We start from the raw sequence: 22,991 nt of genomic DNA, 5'->3' as shown, positions 1-22,991 counted from the left end.
AACTATACGGTATCGCTGATGATTTAATCAAGATAAACAAGAAGAAAGGCGCAACCCTTTCTTCATTAGTGAGAGATCACTGCTTTTGTTTACTCATGGCCAGAAGAACGCAGTAAGCCGCCCCTCCCCAAGTGATACCGAGACCAAATACCATCATGATGATTGCACCTGTTGTCATAATTTAGCCTCTTGTTGTTGTGGTTTAGATCTTAGATTAATGATGATTGCAATGATGAACATGGCTGCGACGAGGCCCCATCCGTACATTAATAAGTCAGGTGTTTGGTAGTTGCCATAGCCATCTCTTACAGTACGTATCAGGTTAGTGCCAAGAATTACCGCAAGCATGGCGGGGCTTAGGAATCGGAGGCAGATTTCAAACCATTTTCCAATCCTAAATTCAGAGATGTTATTTACATAACTGCGGATATCGGAGATTTTAAGTAACCAGGCGATAATAATCAGTTCAATGAGGCAGCTTGAGAGCAGCGCAATGTTATTAATGAAATAGTCTATAAGATCGAGCAATAGCAATCCGCCATTGGTCGCAAACGCCATTGAAATAATGAAACCTGTACCACAAACAAGCAAAGCGGCTTTTTTCCGTGAGCAGTTCAACTTATCGATAATGGCTGAGGTTACCGCTTCAATGATTGAAATATGTGAACTTAAGCCCGCAACGACAAGCGCAAGAAAAAATAATGGTCCTAGAACATAGGGAATAGGTAGCAAGTTAATGGCTGCAGGTATCGTTACAAAAGCGAGTCCGACACCTGCTGACACCACTTCTGTGATTGGTTTAGCTTGCTCTTGTGCCATATAGCCAAGGACACCAAAGATCATGGCTCCAGAAGTGATTGAGAAACCACAGTTAATCAATATGGTCATGAACGCATTATTATTGATATCTGATTTTTCGGGTAAATAACTCGAGTACGCAATCATGATGGCAAACCCCACACTCAGGGTGAAGAAGATTTGTCCGTAGGCCGCAGACCATACTTTTGCGTCAAGGATTTTACTGAAATCAGGCTTAAACAGATAGTTAAGGCCGTCAAGAGCACCGGGTAGGAAAAGAATACGGGCGATTAATGCGATGACCATAATAAACAGTAATGGCATCATAATTTTACTGGCGCGTTCGATACCGCCTTTAACGCCTGTATATATGGCGGCAAAGGTAATCACCCAAGCAATGGCCATTGGGATTGCGATGTGAAATTGCAAGCTGCCTAATTGGCTGGGAGAGTTATCTCCAAGTCGAAGATATTGACTAAAAAAGAAGGTGTTGGTATCTGTTCCCCAACTTTGAGTAAAAGAGAAACTAAGATACGAGATCGCCCATCCAATAATAGCAACATAGTAGATACCAATGATGGCAGCAATAAAGACCTGAAACCAACCTAGCCATTCGAATTTCCCCCCTAGTTTAGAGAAAGCACGTGGTGCAGCACTCCGGAGTTTATGACCGAGGCTAAATTCCATAATCATAAATGGGATACCGGCAGTGATCATGGCAAAAAGGTAGGGAATAAAAAATGCGCCACCACCATTCTCATAAGCCATGTAAGGAAATCGCCAGATGTTGCCTAAGCCAATCGCTGAGCCAACAGCGGCTAAAATAAACCCTGCCCGCGAGCCCCATTGTTCTCTATTCATATACACTCCTCCCTTGTGCGCTGTAAATCTCTAACCATTAACGGAAACTCACGCAGTAATAGAAAGGTTAGACCAAGTTAATGATTTGAGAGAAGTGCTGTCATCATGTGCTGCAGAGTCATAGCGAGGCTAAGCCTTGAACAAGGATTGAATCATCCAAGAAGGCATGTACGGGTACGAAACTGAAAGGCCAGTTATTCTGGCCTCTTTGTGGGGATTGATACTGATGTCAGACTAGAAAGAATAACGTAAGCCGAGGTTGGTCTGGAATTGGCTTAACCATTTTGATTCAATTTTGATATTGCATGTTTCAGAGCCCGTAGGCAGGGTGCAGCGTGTTGTTGTGTCGCTATCAATAAGATTGGCTAACCATCGGCCTTCGAAAATAAGCTCGAGGTTGTTAGCAATGTGATAAGAGGCTCCTGCTTGTAAGCCTCCAGACCACAGTAAATCATCATCAGTCCATTTTGCATCAACAATAGTTGTTCCCAAGCTGGCACCAAAGTAAGTGTCGATATTTTTGAATGGTTTAAATTGTAGCGAACTTTGGAAATGGACGTAGGTGAATGAACTGTCATCAAAATAAGCGGTAGTATTTGGTTGATGACTGATAAAAAGGCCGGCCCGGCCGGGACTTAAATCGGTTTCAATACTAAGCGCATAATGTAAATCATCGTCGATGGCGATCTTAGTGCCATTTTCATCCGTTATGCTGTTAGAAAAGCTGTAGCCAATATAAGGTGTAATATAAATTGTGTTTTCAGCCCATGCGGGCATTGATGAAATAATGCCTGCTGCAACGATAAGAAAATTCGTTGTTTTCATACCTTTTCCTTATTGTTCTAGTTACTAAATATTGTGACACCTTTCTTATAATAGTGCTTTTTCAATAGCCAGAACCTTGATGTCTCTCTAAAATAGAGTTAACAATGTGTTAACGTACGCTGAGCGGAGATGATGTTATGATGGACTTTGACTTGAAGCTTTCATTAATAGTGACCGCGGTCACGATGGCTGTGATATTGGGTTTTGGTATTATTGCGATTGCCGTATAACATTTTGATAAATAAGTTTTTTAAATTATTATTTTGCTGTGTAAAGAATGGAGTTCTGTCAGCAGATGAGTCTCTGTAGTGAGTGAGATGATGGTATGACGAATCATTTACCATTCAGTCTGAAAGAATGTGATATACAATTAGTTAACAGATTCTCTCAGCAATTATTGTCAGTGAATAGAAAAAAGATAGCACTTGTTGTTCAGGGGGGCGGACAACGGGGGATATTTACTGCCGGTGTTTTTGATGCTTTTTTAGAGGCAAACTTCGACCCGTTTGAGTTGTATATTGGCACATCTGCCGGCGCCCTTAATCTTTCTTCATTCATTAGTCGCCAATCAAATTTTGGTTATAATTTCATTGTCAATTACACCACGGATAATGCATTTTTTAATTTGTACCATTATCTTAGCAAACAGCAGTCGATGAATTTAGACTGGGCGCTAGATGCAGTTTGCTCACAGGGAAGTTTGCCGCTTGATGTAAGCACCGCTCGTGATGTTTTGCAAAACAGAATGGCACTTGCGTGCGCAACCCGAAAAGATACATTGCAAGATATGTATATGCCGATGTACCAAGATAATTGGCGAGAGGTATTAAGGGCTTCATGTGCCATTCCTCTTATTTATAATTTGCCTGTGAACTTTGATGAACTGGAGTGGGTTGATGGTGGTGTGAGTGCTGCTGTTCCGGTAAAAGAAGCTTGGAAGCGAGGTGCCGATCTGGTGATCGTTGTTCGTACTGAGCCGCTAATGATCAACCAGGAGTATAGTCATCGTTTTCATGATTGGAGAGGGAAGATAGAGACCGTACTGCCTGATTATATTGAGCGGTTGAGCCTTAATCAGTCACTGGATCGCGTTAAATCCCTTCATGCTGAATTAGCGACAAAATATGACAACTGGAAACAAGGGCGCTCAGAAGAAGGCAATAACGTGCTGGTGGAAGAGAAAGCGCGGGTCTTAGAGACAGAGAAAACAACAGGCTGGAACTTACTCACCGCAACGAACATCGAGCGCTTTGTCGCTATGACGGGTAATAGCAAAAGTGCTGAAATCATCGAAATGCTTAGTCGGTATTACACGACATATCGCGACGCGCATGACTTTATGCTGGCACCACCTGCCGGGCTTAACGTTATTCAAATTGCCCCAGAAAAGAGCCTGCGGAGTCGTGCTTTGCTCAGTGATAAGGATGATTTAGAAACAGATTATCGCGAAGGTAAGATGGTTGGACGAAAGTTCGTGACGCAGTTTGCTGATATTCTCAATGAAACATCATCAATAAGTAAGATAAACAAAAGGTAAAATTAAAAAGGAACGCTGAGTGCGTTCCTTCAATGTGTATACTCGCTAAATTAAGCCAGTACTTTTTGAAGCCAAGGCCAGCCTTGCTTCTTACGGCTTAATGTATCTTCCATCATGAGTACGCCGTTGTCAGCGAACTGATCAAGCGTCGTATTCCACTCACCTTTGTAAAGCAGGCGTGTGGTGCTTGTGGTGATGTCTGTCAGCATAAGCGCTGCCATCGCAAGGTTTTCTTCGTCACAACGGCGTTGTAGATCGGCTTCAAGTTCAGCGATCATCTCGCAAACTTGTTCAAGCGTTGCAAGCTCGATTTGGCCCACAACAACATCACGGTTGTTAAATGGGTAAGCTTTAAGATCTTTTTCAACCAGCTGTGCAGCTGAAAGACCATCGATGTCTGTTTTTGCGATAAGCAAAGCTTTGGTGAAAGCATCAAGATCTTGAATATCTGCAATTGTCGCAAGTTCAGCAACTGCATCTTGATCTTTTTGAGTACAAGTTGGAGAAGCGAAGCCTACAGTATCACTTAGGATGGCTGACATCATAAGGATTGCAAGTGGGCGAGTGATTTCAGTATTTTCCATCTTAAATAGATTGAACATGATGGTACAAGTACAACCTACAGGCCAGATCCAAGCTTCAAGTGGATTAACTGTAGTCACGTCGCCTAGGCGGTGATGGTCAACAATGCCCATGATTTCAGCATCAGCGATGTCATCAGGACCTTGTGCAAGATCGGAGTAGTCGACAAGCCAGATTTTCTCGCCAGCTACACCAGTACACATTTCAGGTTGTTCAACACCAGCTTGCGCTAGGATATGCTGAGTTTCACGGTTTAGCTCACCTTGGCGAACAGCTTTCGCTTCAAGGCCACGTGCTTTAAGAAGTTCTGCACCGACTAGAGCAGAGCAAATGCTATCGCTATCAGGGTTTTTGTGACCAACTACTTGAATCATGTCGTTTCCTTAACTGCGCCATATGCAGCTCACTGGCTGCAAGACAAATCAATTTATCCTGTCTGGTAGTCCAGAAAATCAGGAATTCTAACCGCGCAATTTTAGAGTGTCTGCCGAAAATAACAATTGAAGTTGAATAAAAAAATGTTGGTTGTCTATTTCAGCAGCGCTTTTAATGTGAAATGATAAGGTGTATATATAATGCATCTATATGTGTGTAGTGCAAATCGTGAGATACAAAAGATGTTATTCATTAGATTGCTTCCCGTTACTATCAGTTGCTGGCTGTTGGCCGCGCACTTCCTGCGCTTTAGTCTGTGGTTACCGTTCATTATGCTGCTACTGTTGCCCCTGATACTGTCTGTTCGTCAAGCAAGTATCCCTAAACTGATGTCTCTATTCCTTGTTCTTATTGCAGGGCAATGGGTATTGATCACCTATGACTTAATTAACCTGCGTTTGATGATGGGGGCTGATTGGCAACGTCTGGCTGCGATCATGATGGCTGTGATTAGTGTAACTCTAGCGTCAATCTTTTGTTTTTCTATGGAAAAGGTCCAAAGTTATTATAGAGGAAGGCCACGGACGTTCGAGTAAAAGAGTGGTACGTCTAATGCGACATTGTGGCTAGTTATGTTCAGTGGTTGTGCTTGATTGATAGCGACTGATGTCTTTAGGCTGTTTTAGTGTAATAATTTTAGATATCATTACGCGCCAAATGATCATCGAAAATAAGTAACATCTGGTGCAGGTCTATCGTCGATTGACCGTAGAGTATTGGGTGTATTTAACGAATTTAGCCTATTAGTGGGCTCATGTTGATATTGACTTTGATGATATCTGATTGAGTGTCAACTGCTTGGCTGTAGAAGTACTTAGGAACAACATGGTTAATGTCAGGGCAAGAGTGCCTTTTAAAGTTGGTCTAAAAAGCAATATCGCGGCTGATCTGCTTTCATTTAATGGTCTGGAATCAGGCAAAGAACACGTTGCACTGATTTTTCAAAATGCTGATGAACGCACTGAACCACCTCTCGTACGTATGCATTCTGAATGTCTGACGGGGGATGTTTTTCACTCATCTCGTTGTGATTGTGGCGAGCAGCTTGATGAAACCATTGAAAAAATGGGTCAAGAGGGAGGTGTATTACTCTATCTTCGTCAGGAAGGCCGAGGTATTGGTCTATATAATAAAATCGATGCTTATGAGCTTCAAAGCCAAGGTATGAATACCTATGAAGCCAATAATCATCTTGGCTTTGGTGATGATCTACGCGACTTTACTGAGGCGGCTTTGATGCTAAGAGCCCTGGGTATGAATGCTATTCGGCTAATCACTAATAACCCGAAGAAAATCCGTGAGCTTGAGGCGTTAGGTATTGTGATCACAGAAGTGGTTGGTACAAAAGCGCATGTTAAAGATGGCAATGAAAGTTATTTAAAAACCAAAGCAAGCCATGGCAAGCATCGTTTTCATTTTGATTAATCCTCGTTTTGATTGGTTATGAAGATGCCTCGTTAATGGCGAGGCTTTTTTATTACACACTTATTTCCCCTCATATTTCTCCTCAAAAGTTAAGTTGTGTAACCACTGGATAACATTATAAATAAGCAAGTCAGTGCATGGCAGTGAAATCTACATGATATGAATTAGTTTTTGTAATGCGATTCATAATAAACAATCGTGCTTTATAACACGTTAAATTCTTGCCACTATTCAATTTCACGACTACTATCTGCGCCAATTCCTCAGCAACTACTACCAAATATTCTCATCAAGCAGGTAAGATTAGCTGCTTAATTTTGTAATATCGGTCTTTTATTCTGAGTGTCGTCGGTGAATTGCAAAAATCACTCAATTTTTCAAAATTATATTCTATGAGAGGGTACTGATTGTGGATCAGCAATCATCTTCTACGAACATGGGCAAGCTGCTATTTCTGATTATCTTGCTGGTGGCGGTAGGGCAAATGACACAAACCATGTATGTGCCATCTATTCCTGCTATGTCTGAGTTTTTCTCAGTTAAGTCGTCTTACCTACAAGCGGTGATGGCGGCTTACTTGATCCCTTACGGTTTATCTCAGTTCATTTATGGTCCACTGTCTGATCGTATCGGCCGTCGCCCTGTTATTATGATGGGTATGTGTATCTACTTAATTGGTGCGATTGTAGCGTTGTTAGCACCAAGTTTTGAGTGGTTCTTGATGGCCAGCTTTGTGCAAGGTATGGGTACCGGCTGTAGCGGCGCAATGAGCCGTACCGTAACACGAGATTGCTATGACGGTGCCGATTTGCACCGCGCCAACAGTTTGGTCAGCATGGGCGTGATTTTCTCTCCATTGCTTGCGCCAGTACTGGGTGGCTACCTGTCTACCGTATTTGCATGGCAAGCCAGCTATGTATTCCTGTTGGTGTTCGGGGTGATCGTCACGGTCGCGATGATGTGCCTGTTTGCTGAAACCTTGCCGGCGGAAAAACGCCGTCATGAACGTGTAATGGTGAGTTACCGTTACGTCTTGGGTAACCGCCGTTTTCAAGGCTATGTACTGTGTTTGATTGCGACCTTTGCCGGTATTGCCGTCTTTGAAGCGGCTGCGGGTGTGTTACTCGGCAGTGTATTGAAGTTGGATCCAAAAACTGTGAGCTTGCTTTTTGTGTTGCCGTTGCCCGGTTACATGGCAGGGGCATGGCTATCATCTGCGTTTGCGAAGCGTTGGGGAAATACTCATGCTATGTATGTGGGTATTATGGCAATCATTGCGGGTTCACTTACTGTTTTAATACCTGGTATGGCAGGGCTTGTTACTGTTAGCTCTTTGATTGGTGGCGCATTTGTTTACTTTATCGGGGCCGGTGTTTTATTTCCAGCAGCAACAACAGCGGCGATTCAGCCTTTTCCACACCATGCGGGCACCGCAGGGGCAGTATTAGGTGGCTTACAAAACTTGGGTGCAGGCATTGCGACACTGGCAGCATCCATGATGCGCGCAGAAGATCAGTACAACCTTGGGGCGGTGATGAGCGTGATGGCTATTTTGGTGGTGATCAGCATGTTCTGGGTACGCCGCAGTGAGCACGAAGAGACACATGCCGTTATGCAATGATGGCACAGATATAAAAGCCGAAAACAAAAAAGCAGCGTATTTACGCTGCTTTTTTTGTCTGTTGAGAGCGCTGGGTATTATTAATCGCGCTTCCACAGAATGTGACAGAATTTGTTGTCCGGATCACGGCTCACTAATAGGCGCGCAAACACATCATCAAGCTCGTCGTTTTCTTCATTTACAAGACCGATACGCACTTCCGCGTACACTTCTTTATCGACATCAAAGCCAACATGCTCTTCCCAGTCATCTTTTGTTTCAACGAGTTCCGCTGCGCCACGGTCATCAAACTGCAGGGTGAATAGCAATACATCTGCTGAATCAAGGTTATCTGCGGCCATTTCAAGAAAAATGTCATATGCAGCGTCAATTACGTCGTCGTAAGAAATGAGGTTTGGTGTATCCATGAACTTTATCTATCTATCATTGAGTGAAGGGACAGTATAGCGATAGAGGGTAGGAATACCAACCCATTAGATAGCGGAAGAAAACAGATTAGTGTGGTGATGAAAGGCCAGTAAAAAGCCCGACAGCTACGGCTCAATGAGGGTAACTGTCGGGCTAAGCTTGATATAGTATCAATTATGCACGGCTAGTGTATTTGCGTTCTGCTGTGTTGATAATGATACGATCTTCAGGAGAAATGTATTCAGGTACCTGAACCACAAGACCAGTTGTTAGACGTGCTGGTTTTGTACGCGCAGATGCTGACGCGCCCTTGATTGAAGGGTCAGTTTCAACAATAGAAAGCTCTACGGTAGAAGGTAGTTCTAGACCAGCAGGCTTATCATTTACAAGGATAAGGTGTAGACCTTGAGTGTCTTCATTAATGAACAGCATTTCGTCTTCAATGTCAGAGGCATTGAAAGTGTGCTGGTCATAGTTTTCAGTATCCATAAAGATGATAGTGTCGCCATCAGCGTAAGAGTACGCGATTGGACGCTTAGTCATGTCTACAGTTTCTACAACATCATCCGCTTTTAGACGCTCGTCTACGCGCGCACCTGTTGCGATTTCAACACAACGCATCTTATAGATTTTTGTTCCGCCACGACCACCAGGAGTCGTTACTTCGATGTCTTTAACTAGCAATGTCTTGCCGTTATTAACAATGGCAAAACCTTTTTTTATCTCACTTGCTCTTGGCATTCTTATTACCTATTGCGTTAATAAAGCTTCTTACTTTAATGTGGCCGGATTATACAACTGAAAAAGCAGTTAATCATCACTTTGTTTAGTGCTTTGTGTCAGTATTGGCGTACTTAAAGTGAGTGAATTTTAAACTTCGCAACAAAACGGCTATAAGGCATCGGTTTTGCGTAGAAATACCCTTGGCAACATTCAATATTCAGCGCCTTGATTTGATCAACTTGCGCTTGTGTTTCAACGCCTTCGGCAACCAGTTTACAATTGAGCTTATGCCCCATTTCGGCCATATTACCTAAGATAGATTGGGTGACAGAGTCTGTTACTGACGATGCGACAAACGAACGATCAATTTTGATGATGTCAAAGCTAAGAGCCTGTAAGGTGGAAAATCCAGCATAACCCGTTCCAAAATCGTCCAGGGCCCATTGAATGCCTATATCACGTAGCTTCTGCATACCACTGTGCAATAATTTGAGATTGGTATTGGAGAAGTTGTCCCTTTCAGAAAACTCCAACACAGTGCCATGGGTAAGGACTGGATATTGTTCAGTTAATTTAATGACGGCATCAACAAACAGAGGGTTTGCAATCATAGAGGCCGTGACGTTGATCGTGATATAGAATGGCTTATTTAAGGCCATAATTTCCATTTTTTGGAAGGCGGCATGCTCAATAAGTTGTAATGATATCTCATTAATTTGCCCCGATTGTTCGGTGGCTGGAATGAACTCGTTGGGATAAATAACTTTTCGTTTTGGATGTAGCCAGCGGACAAGTAATTCAGCGCCAATCCAAGCCCCAGTTGTAGAATCAACGATAGGTTGATAAAAGCCATGGAATTCTTTTTTCTCTATGCCTCTCTGTATTTCAGCAAACTGAGACTCACGCCATGTCATAAAATGGTGCATGGCAAATGTTACTAAGAGAGAAACAAAAAATATAATTAGAAGCCCATAGGGTAATAAATCTATCATTAACTCGACTAACATAGATTTTGTGTAACCAGTTGTTACATAATAAGGGTAGGTTGGTGAATGACTTTTTGACTTAAATTGAACAGCAAGATCAGATATATTGTTACTTTCTGATAATAGCTCATCATGTGTATTATAAATACCAGCATATATGTTTCGTTGATTGGCAAGATCTTTGATCCAGAAGTCTATATATCTAGGGTCAAGAAGTACACGGTACCAACTGCTATCAAATTGAATCATAAAGAAAACAGCATTAACACCGCGTCGTTGGCTTATTCCTCGATATAGAATGTACTGATCGTTGGAATTAAATTCGTGGAGATAATGTTGATTGTAGTTAATAGTATTAATATCGAATATACGATCGCTACAAATAAATTTATTATCTTTAATTAAACTGATTTCCTGCATTATGCTGGTATCAAAAGTTAGATCTTCTAAAGCCTTACGGCTTTCTATGCTACAGTTTGGATACAGTTTATTAACGGATGTTAATTTCCCATCAATAGTGGCAATGTTTTTCTCGAATGATGCCATTATGCAGTGGGAGAGCGTTTCTGATTTTGTTTCAGCATAGTGCTCAATATAATACAAGAATGTTACACAGCCCCAGAGGAATGCGACCAGGAAAATAAAATAATTTTGTTTTTTTATCATTGTAAAATAGGAGCATTCGAGTAAGAGTATTAACTATATATTAAATATATTCGATTTTACATAAGTAAATAAAAGTACAGATAAAATATGCCATCTTCTCATAAATTCAGCTATTCTATTCCTTCTTGGAATGTGGCTTTGTGCTAATTTAGCTGAATATATCGCTTTAATCAAAAAAGCAGCATTTTATCTAACCAAGTTGTTGCATTTGCCTGATATAAGCATCTTGTTTCAATGGTTTCCGTGACGATCTAAATTCGACATTATCAATGGCTTCAATATGTTTGAGGACATTGGGTATACTCAGAGCACTTAGGTATAATGCATTATCGATTCGAATTTGTACAAAGGCCTGCAGTGACACTCGCTCTACCGCTACTAGATAGTCAATTAGGATTTCAAGCTCAATTTCATCCCATTGTTGAGGATGTTATTCATCAGTTGAAAGTGGGATTAGGTGCAACACTGCATAGTGTGTATGTGGCAGGAAGCATCGCACGATGCACAGCTATTCCAGGAAGATCTGATCTTAACCTGACCGTCATCATCTTGCGTGATTTAACCGCTGAAGAGCAATCTATAATCAGTGCAATTCGCCTCCGCTTTGAGGGAAGGCAGCGTTTGTTAACGAAACTGGTGTTTCAAATAGTGACCAAAGATGAGGTACTGGCTCTTGAGTCGGTATTTAGTTGGGGTTTTTGGCTTAAACATTGTTGCCGTTGTTACACTGGTGATGACTTATCTACTCGTTATGGACGCTTTGAAGCCAGCTGGGATATTGCAAAAACACTTAATGGCGATATTGCCGAGCAACTTGGTGAGTATCGGCAGAAAATAATGCAAACGAAGGTGTTGGCTCATTATCTCGATTATTGCCGTGAAATTGCAAAAAAAATGATTTGGACATGCTATTCGCTGGTCTTGCATCGTAGCAAGGGATTGGCGTTGTCTTTGGCGGAGGCTGCAGATGCATTTCTCCTGTTTTACCCAGACAAGCGCGTGGAGATTGAGCGTTTGTTTCTGCTGGTATCGGGTACTCAAGTACCCAAAAAAGCATCACTTTTTATGATTAATGACTTTGGTCGGTGGATCAAGGATGAATTTGATAAGATAGATCGAAGGATTGGCTAATTTTTAGCGTATTGCAGAGGTTTTATTGCTTACTCAATCTAAAGGCTTTGTTCTGACGAGACAAGCGCGAGATGTCCGTGGTGTACCGGAAATTATACTCTGGCTGAGCACCAGTGATGGGCCAACAAAACTTGTTGTTCGTGGTGAAAACCCCGTGTGCTTTATTCGTCAGCAAGATCAGGCGTTGGCTGAGGCCGAACTTCATAAAGTCGGTATTATTGTTGTCTGTAAACCACTTGCGCTTAAGAATTTTCAGCACAATCCCATGTCAGCCTGTTATTGCAACTCAATCAAAGATTACTTGCAGCTGTCGACTATTTTATCCCATAACGGAATAGAATCCTTTGAAGCTGATATTCGTTTGGCTGACCGATATTTGATGGAGCGCTTTATTTGCGGCGGGGTTGCGTTCAGTGGTCGTAGTCAACAGAAGGCGGGCTTTCGGGAATTTACTGAGGTAAAAGCCAAGTCGGCTGATTATAAGCCGTGCTTATCGATAGTGTCGCTCGACATTGAGTGCTCAGAAAAGGGCGTGCTGTATTCGGTAGGATTACACAGTGAGATGGATAGCCGTGTCATTATGGTCGGTTCCCCTTGCTCTGATGCGCCAGACATAACGTGGATCCAGTGGGTAGAATCCGAAAAGGCACTATTGCTTGCGCTGGAAGCGTGGTTTTTAGCGTTTGATCCTGATGTCGTTATTGGCTGGAATGTTATTGATTTCGATTTCCGACTTTTACTTAAGCGAGCTGAATGGAATGCGCTGAGTTTGCGTATTGGTCGTGGAAAGCAGCCACCGCATTGGCGCCAATCAACTCAGCATGTCAATCAAGGCTTTTTGACGCTCCCTGGACGGGTCGTACTGGATGGTATTGATACCTTAAAAACGGCTACTTATAACTTCCGTTCTTGGTCGCTGGAATCCGTCGCTCAGGAGCTGCTTGGTGAGGGTAAAAGCATCCATAAAGTCAGTGATCGGATGGCTGAAATCAATCAGATGTTTCAGGATGATAAAGTGGCGTTAGCGCGCTATAACCTACAAGACTGCAAGTTAGTATCACGAATTTTTGATCATACCCATATGCTGGATTTTGTGATTGAGCGTAGCTGTTTAACCGGTGTTGAGCTTGATCGTATTGGCGGATCGGTCGCGGCGTTTACTAACCTTTATCTGCCACAGCTTCACCGTGCAGGATACGTTGCGCCGAGTCTCGCCAGTGATAATTGGATAGCCAGTCCGGGGGGGTATGTGATGGACTCGAAACCGGGCTTGTATCCTTCTGTGTTAGTGCTTGATTTTAAATCACTGTATCCTTCTATCATCCGCTCATTTCGGATTGATCCTGTAGGTTTGATTGAAGGGCTGTTGCTTGACGAAGGATGCGATGATGATCAGGCGATAGCGGGATTTCGAGGCGGGCGTTTTCATCGCGACAAACATTTTTTGCCTAAGATGATTGAAAACTTGTGGGCAGCAAGAGATCAGGCAAAGCGCGATGGTGAAAAAGCCTTCTCACAGGCCATAAAGATCATCATGAACTCATTTTACGGTGTACTAGGCTCTTCAGGTTGCCGTTTCTTTGATCATAGACTCGCGTCTTCAATCACGATGCGCAGTCATGAGATCATGAAGTTGACACGTGAACTGATTGAAGCTAAAGGATATGAAGTCATTTATGGTGATACAGACTCAACATTTGTCTCACTGAATAAGCCTTACAGTTCAGAACAGGCGGATGAAATCGGCGACATGCTGGTGACGCATATTAACCAGTGGTGGCGGGATCATTTACGTACGCAATATAATATTCATTCAGCGTTAGAGATCGAGTATGAAACGCATTACCACAAGTTTCTGATGCCAACTATACGAGGACAGGAGACGGGAAGTAAAAAGCGTTATGCTGGCTTGGTGATAAAAGGGGACAAGGAGCAGATTGTTTATAAGGGGTTAGAAACCGTTCGTACAGATTGGACGCGGTTAGCTCAGACTTTTCAGCAATCGCTATATCATCGGGTTTTTCATGAGCAGGATGTTGAAGATTATGTACGACGTTATGTGAGAGAGACACGTGAAGGGCTTCACGATGCTGATCTTGTTTATCGCAAGCGGTTACGGCGTAACTTAAGCGAGTATAAAAAAAATATTCCGCCACATGTCAGAGCGGCAAGAATGGCTGATGATCTCAATCTTCGAGCGGGTCGGCCATTACAATATCAAAATGGTGGGTGGATAGAATATGTGATCACCGTTAATGGGCCTGAGCCACTTGAAAGTCACCAGAGTCTCATTGACTATGACCATTATGTTGATAAGCAACTTAAACCCGTCGCTAACGGCATTTTACCCTTTATCGGGCAATATTTTGAAACCCTGACAGCTCCTCAATTAGGACTGTTTTAGCAAGGAAAGGCAAAGAAGTGATTATGTTTAATACAGCGTACAGTGAACAGATTCAGCATCGGATTGATCAAAAAACCAAGCCAGTAGGGGCGTTGGGGCAGCTAGAAACGGTTGCTTACCAATTGGCGCTGATTCAGAGTCAGGGCAAGGCGTCGGCAGTCACAGCTATCAGCATTAATAACCCGACTGTGCTGGTATTTGCTGGCGACCATGGCATTGCAGATCAAGGGGTGAGTATTGCCCCGAGTGCAGTGACGCAGCAGATGGTCATGAATTTTTTAGCAGGAGGTGCGGCAGTAAACTGTTTTTGTCGAGCGAATAATGTTGCGATAAAAGTGATCGATTGCGGGATCTTGCATCCCGTTGAAAGTGATCATCCAAGTTTTATAAAACAACGATTAGGTGATCGCACGGCTAATTTTGCGATGCAACCTGCGATGACAGAATCTCAGGTTAAACATGGCTTAGCGTGGGGCCGAGAGATTGTACAGGGCGTGATTGCTGATGGCAGTAATCTTGTGATGTTTGGTGAAATGGGGATCGGGAATACCAGTAGTGCTGCTGCAATTTTGGCTGCGATCTCTGGCGAACCAATCACACGTTGTGTCGGGTTGGGTACGGGTATATCTGAAGAGCAGTATATTAAAAAGCAGGCATTGGTTACTCAAGGTGTCGCCAGATGTCAGTCACAGACCCCAGAGGTGATAATGGCTGAAGTGGGTGGCTTTGAGATTGTACAGATGGTAGGTGCCTTTTTAGGCGCGATGGAAAAACAAACGCCTGTGCTGGTGGATGGCTTTATTGTGACTGTTGCGGCATTATTAGCAACGACAATTGATCCCGCATGCAGAGACTATCTGATTTTTGCTCATCAATCTCATGAATCAGGTCATCGATTGGCAATGGAATTACTTCAGGCTGAGCCATTATTGGATTTGTCGTTACGTTTAGGTGAGGGTACTGGTGCAGTCTTAGCAGTACCTTTACTTAATGCGGCAGCTGAGTTCTATAATCACATGGCAAGCTTTGCAGATGCAGGTGTGACGGTATAGCGGTTGTCGCTAACACCGTAAAGTAATAGAAAAAAACGCGCAAATGCGCGTTTTTCTGTATTTGATGGCCAGTTCTTGTCATTAGTGGCTATCAAAATACTCAATATTACTAACGGCTGATTTTGCTGCATGAATCGGTTCAAATTTTATCGCACCACGATTAGGGGTGCAGATCTGATACTCGTTGCCGCAATCAAAAATAGCAAGCACGGCTTCATTAAGTCTAAAAATTGCGGGAAGTGGCTGACCAATTTCACAGATACAATCTTGCCCTTCATGCTGCCATGAGAGCTTGTAAATACGTTTATTTTGTTGTGGTGCCGCGATATGAGTGGCAATTGAATTAAAAACAGCTTCCGCTTGTTGTGGGTTAGTTGCCGATGGCACAAAGAAATCCATGGTTCCCTCCTGATTACGCTATCTACCTTGATAGCCTTCAAAGACTAGCAAAATTATTGTCTGCTGTGCAAATTTTATACATGTATTCTCAAGTGAGATTTTTCCTATTCGTATCAGGTTGGGTATATGATTATTACGGAGGGGGGGAAGTGTAATGGAACAATTAGATTTTTTTTCGATTCCAAGCCCCTGTGTTGGAATTTGTCAGGTGAACAATCGTGGATATTGCAAAGGGTGCTTTCGAAGTCGGGAAGAGCGCTTTAATTGGCAGCAGTTCAGTAACGCCCAAAAACGCCATGTTATTCGGTTATGTAGACAAAGATACCTACGTGTTATGCGGGCAAAAAAAAATCAACAATGGGAAGAGATTAAGCAAACAGGTGATGAGCCAAAACAGCAAGAATTATTTTGAGAGTTACGATGTATTTGATATCAGATGCTAATAAAAAAGCGCCTATAAGGCGCTTTTTTGAAGAGTATGAACCCGCAATTAGATGCGTTTGAAGTCCATGTGCTCAACTTTTGGCTTGAACACGTGACGCTGGATGTCTTGAGGCTTAACCTTAACTTCCTGGCCATCGATCACTAGAGTGATTGCTTCGTAGAACGCAGCTTTGTCCATCTGGTTGATCACGCTATCGTGATCAAGCTCGATAGAGATAGGAGCGGCTTCGCCACCGTATACGATTGCTGGGAACTTGTTTGCGTGACGTAGGCGGCGGCTCGCACCTTTACCTAGATCAGTACGTACTACTGCTTCAAATTTCATCTTAAATTCTCTTTAAGTTAACTAAATAAGACAATGGAAATGCGACCATATCCATTGCCATAAATCGAGCGCGGATATTACCAATGATCTGTGCTTACAGCAAGTGTAATAGTCAGTATTCATCATCAATGACAGATATTTTAATCAATTTTACCGTATTTGTATTATTTATGATGGGGTGGGGAGCTAATTCTGGTTTTTTACTTAAAAACTGGTGAGGTGTAACCCATGCTTTAAAATGGGTATTGCATCACAAAACATGAAGTTGGTTGGGGGGTTTTGGGGGAAAATTTAGCTATCCATCATGATTTTACGTAATTTATGTAACAGATGTATAACTGATTTTTGAGTGATGGGTGGATGTAATGACGACAAATAATGAAATGCCTTTTATACAACTGAAAGAAAAAGTCCGGGGATGTATTGCGGTATCAAATAACCCCTTCGACAGTAAGGAAGAATCGTCGACAGATATAACGTTCGCTGCGTTAAACGTATTGCTGGATACACATGATAAGAAACAAGTGTTACGAGAATTAAATCGTTACCATATGGAATTGGCAAATATTCTGGATTATGAACCAGGAAGTATGACAGCCGCTGAGATGATGATGGTGGATAAAGAGCGCTTAACTAATTGTAATGCTGCGATAAAACATCTAGAAACGGCATATTAATTGACTGACGATGAAGAGCGAATTTCATTGCCAGTCATTGACGTTGAGCTTGATTTTTAGTGTGGTTTGGTGACTAGTTAGTTATTCGACTTTTGATATTGGTCTAGATCAAACAGTTTGTCGCGGATAGCCCAGAATCGACCGCTTTTTCGAGCGATGATGATCTCTGGTGGGCGTAACCTGTGTTCATTGTTAGCGACCTTAGTCGGTGCGGTATCGGTGAAAGGGCGATGACGATCAACTAAATGCGGGTTGATGAACTTTTGTAGGAACTCTTGCTTTTGTCCTTTGGTCGACAGTGTCCATACTTCGCTGATTTCAGCACTTTCATCACTGATATAGATGACTTTTAACTGGGGCTTGCCAAATTTGTTTTTCCCCGGCTCAAGACGTAAATCGGTGCAGTTCATTATCATCGCATCTTTCAGTTTTAGGGCATCTCGCAGTTTTTTATCTGGATCCACCATGACCGCTTCACACACATGGCAGCGGCGAGCTGCAATGTCATTGTCAGCACCGCATTCTTCACAATATTTTGCACGAAAGCGATAGCCACACTCTTCACGCTCACCGGTGTCATCATCTTCAAAATAGCCTTGGCAGCGACGACCATAGTGTTCAATCAAAAAACCCGCAGGGTCGAGTTTCCCCCAGAAGCTATTGTTAAAGCCACAGGCCGGGCAAGGGACCATGATCACTTCACTGTCACTGTTAGGCTTAGGATCGCCGACCTCCGGTTGATAAAGGTCATAGCAATTACCCGCGTACTCCAGTACTAAGCAATCTTTTTTTCCCTCAAATAAGCGTAAGCCTCGACCGACGATTTGTTGATATAAGCTGATGGATTCGGTTGGTCGCAACACAGCAATGAGATCAACATGAGGCGCATCGAATCCCGTGGTGAGTACAGAGACATTGACCAAAAATTTTATTTTTTGCTGCTTAAATTGGTTAATGATCCGATCGCGTTCATCAAGTGGTGTATCGCCGATCACCAACGCGGCATTTTCATTAGTAAGGTAACCCATGATCTCCTTTGCATGGTTTACTGTAGAGGCAAAAATCATGACCCCACGGCGATCCTTGGCGTAGTCGATGACCTGCTCAATGATCATGGGGGTCGCTCGGTGCGAATTCTCAATTACGCTATCCAGGTCAGCGTCTTTATAGCGACCATTGACAGAGGGCTTTAGGGTTGAAAAGTCGTAACCCATTACCGCCATATCCATCATTTTTGGCTCCGTTAAAAAACCTTCATCAAGTAAATAGCGGATAGGTAACTCGAAAATGCAGTCACGGAAGAAGCGATCTTGTTCGGTGCGCACCTGACCACGGGTATGGTATTTGTAGATCCATCCCATCCCCAGACGATAAGGGGTCGCGGTTAAGCCGAGGATTTTTATTCCGGGGTTAATTGTCTGTAAATGACTAATGACTTTCCGGTAGGCGCTGTTTTCATCATCGGGTACACGGTGACACTCATCAATGACCAACAGTGAAAACTCATTAGCAAACTGGTCAAGGCTGTTAGCCATTGATTGAACAGAGGCAAAGACAACTTGTCGGTCTGTTTCTTTACGGCCTAATCCGGCTGAGAAGATCGAGGCTTTCAGGCCGTAACTTTCGTATTTGCTGTGGTTTTGCTCCACCAACTCTTTGACATGGGTCAGTACCAGTACCCGCCCTCGAGCGATGCGGGCTAACTCGGCGACAACCAAGCTTTTTCCGGCCCCGGTTGGTAAGGCGAGCACGGCGGGAGTGCTATGTTTACGAAAATAGTGAAGAGTGGCGTTAACGCTGTCTTGCTGATAAGGACGAAGAGTATACATAAGATGAAACGGACAAAGCCTGCCAGAGAGTGATAATTACCGGTGATAGTGTATCTACATACCTTAGTTACCTCAAGATGCTTGGTTCCGCGATCAAGCAGGGCAGAGCGTGTAATAGCGACTGCCTACAAGAGGCAGTCACATCATGTTAATGCGTATTAGTGAATGGTTTTATGATGCGATGGTCAAAGACACTTCGCTGGGTTGGATCACTTTGGTCATCATGCAGAATTGGCGACGAGGAATAAAACCGTGATTTTCATAAAATTTACGGGCCCCTTTGTTGCCGATATTGACCTCGAGAGACAGAGCATTAACACCTGCCGCAGCAGCATGTTGTTCTATTTGAGGAATGAGTTCGGTGCCAATACCTTGCTGGCGCCATTCTGGTTTAAGATAAAATTGGTCAATAAGCCCAATGCGACCGCCATGTTCCAGACTGAAGCTATAGCTGATGATGATATGACCGGCGATGAAAGTATCATTGCCATCGTTGACTTCGATGTACCAAGCTTGTCCAAGCTCCGGATTGCTAAGCAATTGATGAATTGCATTCAAGGTGCGCTCTTTCTTTTGAGGGAGAACTTCATACTCAAACAGCTCTTCAACGAGCTTAACAAGCATATCTGTTGATGACAGACTCGGCGCAACAAGTGAGATGTTCATAATTAGACCTTTGCAGTTAGGCATTGCCACCTAGAAGTGAAGAGTAGGTGTACGTCCATTTATACAAAACCACTATCCGATGTGTCCATTGAATAAGACCAATAATTATTAAAAATGTTTGAGATTTTGAGGTTAGTTGAATAATAGGAAAGTGCAATGAACTTACAAATAAGTACGAATTCGCAATGTTGCATAAGCACCGATACCTTGAGGTACCTTGAGGTAGCTTGAGTATAGTCATTATGCTCCCATTTTAGTCTAAAACCAGCAATGGGCATGTGAACGCATGGCATAAGTTGCTATGATATGCCCCTTTTGTATCATCTGGAGCCAATAATGAGGCTTGATAAATTCCTGTGTACCACCCTCGGTATCACTCGCAGAGAGGCAGCTAAGCTGCTTAAAGACAAACTTATCGAAGTAAATGGTGAGGTTGTTAAGAGCACGTCATTGAAAATCACAGATGATTGTGATGTTGAATTCAATGGCCGTACTTTGCGATTAGAGGGCCCTCGTTATTATATGCTGAATAAGCCACAGGGTTTCGTTTGCTCTCACGTTGATGATCACAATCCAACCGTGTTTGTATTGCTTGATATCGTCAGTCCTGAAAAGCTGCATGTTGCTGGTCGACTAGATGGCGATACTACCGGATTAGTGCTGTTGACTGATGACGGTCAGTGGTCACATCGGATCACATCACCTCGTCATGAGTGTGAAAAAGTCTATTATGTCGAGTTGGCCGATCCTGTGCCGGAAGAGACTATCCAACAATTTGCTGAAGGTGTGCAGCTTCGTGGTGAAAAAGAGCTGACTCGTCCTGCTAAGTTGGAAATCGTGGGCGAACGAGAGGCGATCATTACCATTTCTGAAGGTAAGTACCATCAAGTGAAGCGAATGTTTGCTGCAGTAGGCAATAAAGTCGAAGCCTTGCACCGTGAAAAGGTGGGTATCGTTGAGCTTGATGAAGCGTTAGAGCCAGGTGAATATCGCCCACTGACGGAAGCTGAAGTTCAGGCGTTCATGAAGTAAATCTAGCTTGTTTAACGTCTATAGTTATTGTGAAGGAGGAGTGCAGACTCCTCTTTTTTATATTCATTTATTGGAATATAAAGATATATCATCACAGAAAGTGACTCTTTCCTCGTTAGAAAGAGTTTATTCAGCTAAATCATCGTACAATATCTATCTTTGATAGAACCATCACTTTTTATTGAGACAACATGACCACAAAAGACAGCCCAACGCTGAGCTTTCAATTGATCCTGATCCTAGGTGCGATCGGTGCATTAACCCCCTTAGCTATCGATATGTATCTGCCCGCTATGCCGACGATTGCGCGCGACCTGGCGGTATCACCAAGCTTAGTTCAGGCAACATTGACGTCTTATACTGCTGGTTTTGCGATTGGTCAGTTATTGCATGGACCATTGGCCGACAGTTATGGTCGTAAACCGATATTGGTTATCGGGATCATGGCATTTGCGTTTGCGGCGATATGTAGCGCATTATCTCAAGGTATTGTAGAGCTGACTTGGATCCGTGCTGCTCAGGGGTTTGCTGGTGCGGCGGCAGCCGTCATCATTCAAGCGTTAGTCCGGGATATGTTCGAGCGGGAAGATTTCGCTCGAATGATGTCGTTTATTACCTTAGTGATGACAGTCGCGCCGTTGATTGCCCCTATGCTGGGTGGTTATCTTGCCATTTGGTTTGGCTGGCGCGCTATATTTTGGGTACTGGCAGGGTTTGCGGTGTTAATTATGCTCGCGGTGACCCTGAAGATCCCAGAAACACTGCCAGTTGAAAAGCGCTTACCTTTTCATTTAGGAACCACACTGCGTAATTACGCCAAGATGCTAACGACCCCTCAAGCGGTTGGGCTGATATTTTGTAGTGGTTTCTCTTTTGCCGGTATGTTTACCTTCCTGACTGTCGGTGCGTTTGTATACATTGACCTATACCATGTTGGCACTGAGCATTTCGGATTATTGTTCGGCTTGAATGTGGTCTGTTTGATTATGATGACGAGCATCAATGGTCGGCTGGTGAAGAAGAAGGGCTCACATTGGATGCTACGGTTTGGCCTGACGGTTCAGTTAATCGCCGGAATAGGCTTGGTATGTGGTCAACTGCTTAATCTGGGCTTGTGGGGGGTAGTTATCCCTGTCATGCTGTTTGTCGGTACCATTTCTATTATTGGTAGTAACACAATGGCTTGCTTGTTAGGTAAGTATCCGCATATGGCGGGAACGGCCTCATCATTGGCAGGTACAATGCGCTTTGGAACCGGAACAGTGGTCGGTGGGTTAGTGGCAATGATGCCAGATGCCACCGCATGGCCGATGGCACTGTCGATGGCGGCTTGTGCCGTTTTATCTGCGATTTTTTACTGGTTCTTATCGCGTGACGCTTAAGGAAACACATGGCTACGTTTTATCAAGAAATTTATACATTAGTGTCTGATGGTTTAAAGGAATTATCAGAATCACAATTAGCGGGCAAAACACCGAAAAACCCGGTGAGTGAAACGCACTTTTTCAGTGCTTGGGTAACGAAGGCGATTAAACAGCAACGCTATGATAACTGTGTCGCAGATACACTGGTTGCGTGGCAAAAACAAGCCCGTAGCATGGGTAAGCATTCCCTGTTAAAGCAACAGTTTGAGCAAATCCAAACGACATATGCTGGGATCCCCCGTGATGGTGACGTGCTTAGCGCTGTCTCCATTAAGCAGTTTAATGCGTTATATGCAGAGATGCAGCAGGCTGATTGGATGGTCGCAACTGAGTATGAAATTAACCGTAAAGTGACCCACCATACTGACGGTCAGGGCTCATTAGTGGTCTGTGCCGCGAAAGCCAAGCTGGCATTTGCTGAAGATGGCGAACTGGTAAAACCCTTGTCACTTTTCGTTCGTGGCGATGTGAAACAACTGGTATCTATCGCTTATCAGCAGGGTATCTTGTTGTATAAAGTGACGGACTATAAGTCGATAGTGAAATATCACGGCGAATACATTGTGTACCCGCACAATGCAGGGAAACATATTCCAGAGCTTATTGTTCAGTAATACCGTAAGACGAGAAAAAGCGAGAAACATCTCGCTTTTTCTCTAAAACTTGATATTTTCGCACCTCGCACCTCGCACCTCGCACCTCGCACCTCGCACCTCGCACCTCGCACCTCGCACCTCGCAC

General features: G+C 43.4%; 24 protein-coding genes. 13 read left to right on the top strand and 11 right to left on the bottom strand.

What is annotated here, in order from left to right; genetic code table 11:
- Positions 1-76 precede the first annotated feature (76 nt).
- From L4D12_RS03235 to L4D12_RS03225, 3 genes are all read right to left on the bottom strand, one after another.
- Entirely contained in the window at positions 77-178 is a 102-nt protein-coding gene (locus L4D12_RS03235) for a MetS family NSS transporter small subunit (protein WP_428446392.1), read from the bottom strand.
- Positions 175-1,659, bottom strand: a complete 1,485-nt coding sequence (locus L4D12_RS03230; RefSeq protein WP_428446391.1) for a sodium-dependent transporter — start codon at positions 1,657-1,659, stop codon at positions 175-177. Before L4D12_RS03230 ends, L4D12_RS03235 begins: the two co-directional genes overlap by 4 nt.
- Positions 1,660-1,893: 234 nt before the next feature.
- Positions 1,894-2,484: a hypothetical protein gene (locus L4D12_RS03225; RefSeq protein ID WP_428446390.1), complete on the bottom strand. Its 591-nt coding sequence runs from the start codon at positions 2,482-2,484 to the stop codon at positions 1,894-1,896.
- Between the two features lie 137 nt (positions 2,485-2,621).
- Between L4D12_RS03225 and cydH the strand changes: the two genes are divergently transcribed.
- Together cydH and L4D12_RS03215 are read left to right on the top strand one after the other, a co-directional pair.
- A complete protein-coding gene (gene cydH / locus L4D12_RS03220) occupies positions 2,622-2,714 on the top strand; it encodes a cytochrome bd-I oxidase subunit CydH (RefSeq protein WP_428446389.1) in 93 nt (30 codons plus the stop codon).
- 95 nt (positions 2,715-2,809) lie between these two features.
- Positions 2,810-4,021, top strand: a complete 1,212-nt coding sequence (locus L4D12_RS03215; protein ID WP_428446388.1) for a patatin-like phospholipase family protein — start codon at positions 2,810-2,812, stop codon at positions 4,019-4,021.
- A gap of 50 nt (positions 4,022-4,071) precedes the next feature.
- On the opposite strand, the gene L4D12_RS03210 is transcribed toward L4D12_RS03215, so the two are convergent.
- Positions 4,072-4,977 (bottom strand): manganese-dependent inorganic pyrophosphatase, encoded by a 906-nt coding sequence (locus L4D12_RS03210; protein ID WP_428446387.1) that lies wholly within the window; start codon positions 4,975-4,977, stop codon positions 4,072-4,074.
- A 243-nt stretch (positions 4,978-5,220) separates the two neighbouring features.
- On the opposite strand from L4D12_RS03210, the gene L4D12_RS03205 reads away from it, so the two are divergent.
- The 3 genes from L4D12_RS03205 to emrD all read left to right on the top strand — a co-directional run bounded on the left by L4D12_RS03205 (position 5,221) and on the right by emrD (position 8,084).
- Positions 5,221-5,574: a hypothetical protein gene (locus tag L4D12_RS03205; protein WP_428446386.1), complete on the top strand. Its 354-nt coding sequence runs from the start codon at positions 5,221-5,223 to the stop codon at positions 5,572-5,574.
- A 289-nt stretch (positions 5,575-5,863) separates the two neighbouring features.
- A complete protein-coding gene (locus tag L4D12_RS03200) occupies positions 5,864-6,463 on the top strand; it encodes a GTP cyclohydrolase II (RefSeq protein ID WP_428446385.1) in 600 nt (199 codons plus the stop codon).
- Between the two features lie 436 nt (positions 6,464-6,899).
- Entirely contained in the window at positions 6,900-8,084 is a 1,185-nt protein-coding gene (gene emrD, locus L4D12_RS03195) for a multidrug efflux MFS transporter EmrD (RefSeq protein WP_428446566.1), read from the top strand.
- An 80-nt stretch (positions 8,085-8,164) separates the two neighbouring features.
- Here emrD and L4D12_RS03190 read toward each other — a convergent pair whose 3' ends face one another.
- The 3 genes from L4D12_RS03190 to L4D12_RS03180 form a co-directional block, all read right to left on the bottom strand.
- Positions 8,165-8,491: an HI1450 family dsDNA-mimic protein gene (locus L4D12_RS03190; protein WP_428446384.1), complete on the bottom strand. Its 327-nt coding sequence runs from the start codon at positions 8,489-8,491 to the stop codon at positions 8,165-8,167.
- Between the two features lie 175 nt (positions 8,492-8,666).
- Complete coding sequence (gene efpL, locus L4D12_RS03185; RefSeq protein ID WP_428446383.1) at positions 8,667-9,233, bottom strand: elongation factor P-like protein EfpL; 567 nt, start codon at positions 9,231-9,233, stop codon at positions 8,667-8,669.
- Between the two features lie 113 nt (positions 9,234-9,346).
- On the bottom strand, positions 9,347-10,867 hold the full coding sequence (locus tag L4D12_RS03180; RefSeq protein WP_428446382.1) for an EAL domain-containing protein: 1,521 nt from the start codon (positions 10,865-10,867) through the stop codon (positions 9,347-9,349).
- 321 nt (positions 10,868-11,188) lie between these two features.
- On the opposite strand from L4D12_RS03180, the gene L4D12_RS03175 reads away from it, so the two are divergent.
- Genes L4D12_RS03175 through cobT form a run of 3 tightly spaced genes read left to right on the top strand, consistent with a single transcriptional unit; the run spans position 11,189 to position 15,454 of the window.
- Positions 11,189-11,998, top strand: a complete 810-nt coding sequence (locus L4D12_RS03175; RefSeq protein WP_428446381.1) for a nucleotidyltransferase domain-containing protein — start codon at positions 11,189-11,191, stop codon at positions 11,996-11,998.
- Between the two features lie 25 nt (positions 11,999-12,023).
- Positions 12,024-14,402 (top strand): DNA polymerase II, encoded by a 2,379-nt coding sequence (locus tag L4D12_RS03170; RefSeq protein ID WP_428446380.1) that lies wholly within the window; start codon positions 12,024-12,026, stop codon positions 14,400-14,402.
- Between the two features lie 23 nt (positions 14,403-14,425).
- Complete coding sequence (cobT, locus tag L4D12_RS03165) at positions 14,426-15,454, top strand: nicotinate-nucleotide--dimethylbenzimidazole phosphoribosyltransferase (RefSeq protein ID WP_428446379.1); 1,029 nt, start codon at positions 14,426-14,428, stop codon at positions 15,452-15,454.
- 81 nt (positions 15,455-15,535) lie between these two features.
- Here the strand turns inward: cobT and L4D12_RS03160 are convergent, their stop codons facing one another.
- Positions 15,536-15,853, bottom strand: a complete 318-nt coding sequence (locus tag L4D12_RS03160) for a hypothetical protein (protein WP_428446378.1) — start codon at positions 15,851-15,853, stop codon at positions 15,536-15,538.
- 154 nt (positions 15,854-16,007) lie between these two features.
- On the opposite strand from L4D12_RS03160, the gene L4D12_RS03155 reads away from it, so the two are divergent.
- Positions 16,008-16,265 (top strand): DUF1289 domain-containing protein, encoded by a 258-nt coding sequence (locus L4D12_RS03155; RefSeq protein WP_428446377.1) that lies wholly within the window; start codon positions 16,008-16,010, stop codon positions 16,263-16,265.
- 78 nt (positions 16,266-16,343) lie between these two features.
- On the opposite strand, the gene rplY is transcribed toward L4D12_RS03155, so the two are convergent.
- A complete protein-coding gene (rplY, locus tag L4D12_RS03150; RefSeq protein WP_428446376.1) occupies positions 16,344-16,622 on the bottom strand; it encodes a 50S ribosomal protein L25 in 279 nt (92 codons plus the stop codon).
- A gap of 365 nt (positions 16,623-16,987) precedes the next feature.
- On the opposite strand from rplY, the gene L4D12_RS03145 reads away from it, so the two are divergent.
- Positions 16,988-17,299, top strand: coding sequence for a hypothetical protein (locus L4D12_RS03145; protein WP_428446375.1), 312 nt, complete (start codon positions 16,988-16,990; stop codon positions 17,297-17,299).
- 77 nt (positions 17,300-17,376) lie between these two features.
- Here the strand turns inward: L4D12_RS03145 and radD are convergent, their stop codons facing one another.
- Both radD and L4D12_RS03135 read right to left on the bottom strand, forming a co-directional pair.
- Positions 17,377-19,128, bottom strand: coding sequence for a DNA repair helicase RadD (gene radD, locus L4D12_RS03140; RefSeq protein WP_428446374.1), 1,752 nt, complete (start codon positions 19,126-19,128; stop codon positions 17,377-17,379).
- A gap of 171 nt (positions 19,129-19,299) precedes the next feature.
- Positions 19,300-19,794: a GNAT family N-acetyltransferase gene (locus tag L4D12_RS03135; protein ID WP_428446373.1), complete on the bottom strand. Its 495-nt coding sequence runs from the start codon at positions 19,792-19,794 to the stop codon at positions 19,300-19,302.
- A gap of 336 nt (positions 19,795-20,130) precedes the next feature.
- On the opposite strand from L4D12_RS03135, the gene rsuA reads away from it, so the two are divergent.
- The 3 genes from rsuA to L4D12_RS03120 all read left to right on the top strand — a co-directional run bounded on the left by rsuA (position 20,131) and on the right by L4D12_RS03120 (position 22,864).
- Entirely contained in the window at positions 20,131-20,826 is a 696-nt protein-coding gene (gene rsuA / locus L4D12_RS03130; protein WP_428446372.1) for a 16S rRNA pseudouridine(516) synthase RsuA, read from the top strand.
- A gap of 191 nt (positions 20,827-21,017) precedes the next feature.
- The gene (locus L4D12_RS03125; RefSeq protein WP_428446371.1) at positions 21,018-22,208 is read left to right on the top strand and encodes a Bcr/CflA family multidrug efflux MFS transporter; all 1,191 of its coding nucleotides are present in this window, start codon (positions 21,018-21,020) and stop codon (positions 22,206-22,208) included.
- 8 nt (positions 22,209-22,216) lie between these two features.
- On the top strand, positions 22,217-22,864 hold the full coding sequence (locus tag L4D12_RS03120; RefSeq protein ID WP_428446370.1) for a DUF2913 family protein: 648 nt from the start codon (positions 22,217-22,219) through the stop codon (positions 22,862-22,864).
- Positions 22,865-22,991: the final 127 nt, after the last annotated feature.

Origin of the sequence: Photobacterium nomapromontoriensis (genome assembly GCF_050336815.1) — a bacterium.
GTDB lineage: Bacteria > Pseudomonadota > Gammaproteobacteria > Enterobacterales > Vibrionaceae > Photobacterium > Photobacterium nomapromontoriensis.
Note: the sequence above shows the minus strand (reverse complement) of the source record. Positions and strands in the feature narration are given on the sequence as shown.